The organism is Variovorax sp. P4_D9, from assembly GCF_056401695.1.
Genome location: NZ_JBFUIU010000893.1, coordinates 1 through 3,447, shown reverse-complemented (window position 1 = coordinate 3,447; position 3,447 = coordinate 1). Strand labels below are relative to the sequence as shown.

Below are 3,447 nucleotides of genomic sequence, written 5' to 3'. Positions count from 1 at the left end.
TGAGGCAGCAAAGAGTGAAGTGATGTGAAACAGGTCAGACCGGGACGAGCTAAACCTGCATGTGGTCTCGGACATAGAAAGTCCGCCATAGGAGATGAGGCGCTTGTCAGCGGATATGCATGGGGGCCAGCGGGGCGAGTCGGGGAAACCAGGCGAGCCGCGCAATCAAGGCCGGATATAAGGACGCAGCCGACTTCTTCGCAGCACAACACAAATTCTTCTTGCTATCCGGGAGGCATCCATATAAGTGACCCCATGACCTCGCGCGACATTGTTCTCTGTCATCCCGTGCGCACTTCCATCGGAACCTATGGAGGCAGCCTCAAGGACGTGCCTGCCCCCGACCTCGGCGCGGTGGCCGTGCGGGAAGCCCTGCGCCGATCTGGCTTGCCTGTCGACAAGGTGCAGACCCTGGTGATGGGCAACGTCATCCAGGCGGGCGTGAAGATGAATCCTGCGCGCCAAACCGGCATCGCGGCCGGGTTGTCGGTCGAGGTACCGGCGCTGACGGTCAACCGCGTCTGCGGCTCGGGTGCGCAGGCGATCGTCAGCGCTGCGCTGGAGGTCTGGTCCGGCATGGTCGACTGCGCCATCGCCGGCGGCATGGAGAACATGGACCGAGCGCCCTATCTGCTGCCGCAGGGGCGGCGGGGCGCGCGCATGGGCGACGTCACGCTGTTCGACAGCATGCTGCACGACGGCCTCAACGACGCGTTCAGCGGCCAGCATGCGGGCTGGCACACCGAGGAACTCGTGGAGGCCCGCGGTATCTCCCGCGCGGATCAGGATCGCTGGGCCCTTCGCTCCCAGCAGCGCTTCTCGGCGGCGCAGGCCGCCGGCCGCTTCGAGGCCGAGATCGCGCCGGTCGAGGTCTCAACGCGCAAGGGAACAGAGCGCTTCGCCAGGGACGAGCACAACCGCCCCGACACCACGGCCGAGTCGCTGGCCCGGCTGAAGCCCGCGTTCCGGAAAGACGGAACCATCACCGCCGGCAGTGCGCCGGGCCTGAACTCGGGCGCCGCGGCGATGCTCGTCGCCGAGCATCAATGGGCCGAGAAGAACTTCCTCAAGCCGATGGCGCGCTTGGTGTCCTACGGGGTCGGCGCCGTGGAGCCGGCCTTCTTCGGCCTCGGCCCGGTGCCGGCTGTGCGCCAGGCACTGGCGCGCGCGGGTTGGTCGGCGGGCGACGTGCAGCGCGTGGAGATCAACGAGGCCTTTGCCGCCATCACGCTGGCGTGCCTGCGCGAGCTCGGATTCCCAGAGGAGGTGGTCAACGTCGAGGGCGGCGCCATCGCGCACGGCCACCCCATCGGCGCCACGGGCACGGTGCTGGCGACACGGCTGATCCACTCGATGGCCCGCGACGGTCTCAAGCGCGGGGTCGTCACACTGTGCATCGGCGGCGGCCAGGGCATCGCGTTAGCGATCGAGTCGCTGTGAGTCTCCGCGGCACGCACCGCGTACCGCAGCAGGTGCGCCATGCTCATCTTCTCGCTTGAGCCCGCCGATCCCTTCGGACGCGCACTCGCCGATGCGTTGGGTGTCCCGCTGTCGCCGCACGAGGAGCGGGTATTCGACGATGGCGAGCGCAAGCTGCGGCCGCTGGTCGATCCCCGGGGTGCCGATGCCTACGTGGTGGCCGGACTGCATGGCGGTCCCCAGGACAGTCCCCACGACAAGATCTGCCGGCTCCTGATGTTCATCGGTGCACTCAAGGACCATGGCGCCGCGCGCGTGACTGCAGTCGTTCCCTACCTCGCCTACGCGCGCAAGGACCTGCGGACCAAGCCCCAGGACCCCCTGGGACTGCGCTACGTGGCGCAATGGCTGGATTCGGCCGGCATGGCGCAGATCATCGTGCTCGAAGCGCACAACGTTGCCGCGTTCCAGAATGCCTTCCGCTGTCCCACGATCCACCTGGCCGCTCACCCTGCCTTCCGCTCGATCGCGCAGGCGATTGCGCGACAGGGGCCAGTGGCCGTGGCTTCGCCGGACCCGGGGGGCGTCAAGCGGGCGCTGCTGTGGCGCGAGGCGCTGGAGGGCGAATTGCGCGAGCCGGTGCGTTTCGCCATGCTCGACAAGCGCCGCAGCGCCGCAGCGCCGGGGTGCTGAGCACTGGACATCTGGTCGCGGGTGACGTCGCCGGCGCGACGGTGCTCCTGCTCGACGACCTGATCGCCGCCGGCAACACCATGCAGCTCGGCGCCGCCGCGCTCCGTCGGGCCGGTGCCAGGGCGGTGGTCGCATTCGCGGCCCACGGTCTTTTCGTCGGCAGCGCGGCGCAGACGCTGGCGTCCCACGACCTGTCTCGGCTGATCGTCACCGACAGCATGCCGCCATTCCGGCTGCCGGAGAGCGGCCCGGTTCGCGACAAGCTGCAAATCGCTTCGGTCGTACCGCAGTTCGCCGAGGCGGTGAGCGCGAGCCACGCGGCATGGGCGCACCATGGCTCAAGCCTTCACGTGCCGCTCCAGGAGGTCCAGGGCGGCCACGGCATGGGCCAGGTACCGCGAGGCCTGGGGTAGCCACTTGCGCGGCGTGCGAACTTCGGGGTCGAGCAGGTGCGCGGCGCTCAGCCTTGCGCGCAGCAATGCGCGCCGCGCCGTATGGAGAATCGGGATTTGGGGCGCGGGCGTGTCCTGCAGCCCCGAGCTCAGGCCCGCCCGGAGCTTCGGCCCCACCAAGGGATCCCCACACATCGCGCATTCGAGGCCAAGGTAGGACAGTTCGTCGAACGGATCGACCTCGCGCAACCGATCGTCGAATTCGAGGGCGTCGATCACGACCGGTGGCTGGATCAGGGCGACGTGCTCGGGCCGCAGGTCTCCGTGCCCGTCGACGATGTGGGCGTCGGCGACTCGCCGGCGCAGCAGGCCCTCGTGCCGCGTAATGGCGTGGTCTGCGCGGTCGACCAGTTCGCGCACCCGGGGCAGGCTGAATTCCGGACGCTCGAGCACACTGCGACTGGCGGCCAGCTCGTCGCGCATGCGCTGGACGTAATCGGACTCGTCGATCCTCGCGCGCGCTGCGCTACGGTAGAAGGGAACCAGGATCCCGAGCATCGCGTCGATGTCCGCCGGACGCAGYTCGCAGCGTCCGATCACCTGGTCGAGCATGCGTTCCTCAGGCAGCCGCTGCATGACGACGATCCAGTCGACGATGCTGCCGCCGGTCTCCGACAGCCTGTCTTCGGGGACGGCGCGAAGCAGGCCACCGTCCATCCGCAGGGCGAGCAGGCCGAGATAGACCTGCGGCGCCAACCGCCGGTTGAGTCGCATCTCCTACCGGGCATTGCGTTCACGCGCCTCGACCGAGGAAAAGTCCAGGAAGGGATAGCGCACCGCCTTCTTCAGTTTCAGCACTTGCCGCTCGCCGATCAGGACCCAGGACATGTGGGTCTCCATGCGGCGCACAGCACCGCTGGAGCCGTCGGACGAGAGCACCGCC

The 3,447-nt window shown here is 68.5% G+C and carries 4 protein-coding genes; 3 read left to right on the top strand and 1 reads right to left on the bottom strand.

The window, feature by feature from the left end:
- Nucleotides 1-255: 255 nt before the first annotated feature.
- The 3 genes from AC1DY5_RS47700 to AC1DY5_RS47690 are packed head-to-tail and all read left to right on the top strand — an operon-like array spanning nt 256 to nt 2,525.
- The gene (locus AC1DY5_RS47700; protein ID WP_478121356.1) at nt 256-1,440 is read left to right on the top strand and encodes a thiolase family protein; all 1,185 of its coding nucleotides are present in this window, start codon (nt 256-258) and stop codon (nt 1,438-1,440) included.
- A gap of 39 nt (nt 1,441-1,479) precedes the next feature.
- Complete coding sequence (gene prs / locus AC1DY5_RS47695) at nt 1,480-2,112, top strand: ribose-phosphate diphosphokinase (RefSeq protein ID WP_478121355.1); 633 nt, start codon at nt 1,480-1,482, stop codon at nt 2,110-2,112.
- On the top strand, nt 2,106-2,525 hold the full coding sequence (locus AC1DY5_RS47690) for a hypothetical protein (RefSeq protein ID WP_478121354.1): 420 nt from the start codon (nt 2,106-2,108) through the stop codon (nt 2,523-2,525). Before prs ends, AC1DY5_RS47690 begins: the two co-directional genes overlap by 7 nt.
- Here the strand turns inward: AC1DY5_RS47690 and AC1DY5_RS47685 are convergent.
- Nucleotides 2,451-3,260, bottom strand: a complete 810-nt coding sequence (locus tag AC1DY5_RS47685; RefSeq protein ID WP_478121353.1) for a hypothetical protein — start codon at nt 3,258-3,260, stop codon at nt 2,451-2,453. The genes AC1DY5_RS47690 and AC1DY5_RS47685 overlap by 75 nt on opposite strands.
- Nucleotides 3,261-3,447: the final 187 nt, after the last annotated feature.

Bases quoted from the DNA above. Each gene is read 5' to 3' on its own strand.
- AC1DY5_RS47700 (WP_478121356.1), top strand. From the start codon at position 256: ATGACCTCGCGCGACATTGTTCTCTGTCATCCCGTGCGCACTTCCATC.
- prs (WP_478121355.1), top strand. From the start codon at position 1,480: ATGCTCATCTTCTCGCTTGAGCCCGCCGATCCCTTCGGACGCGCACTC.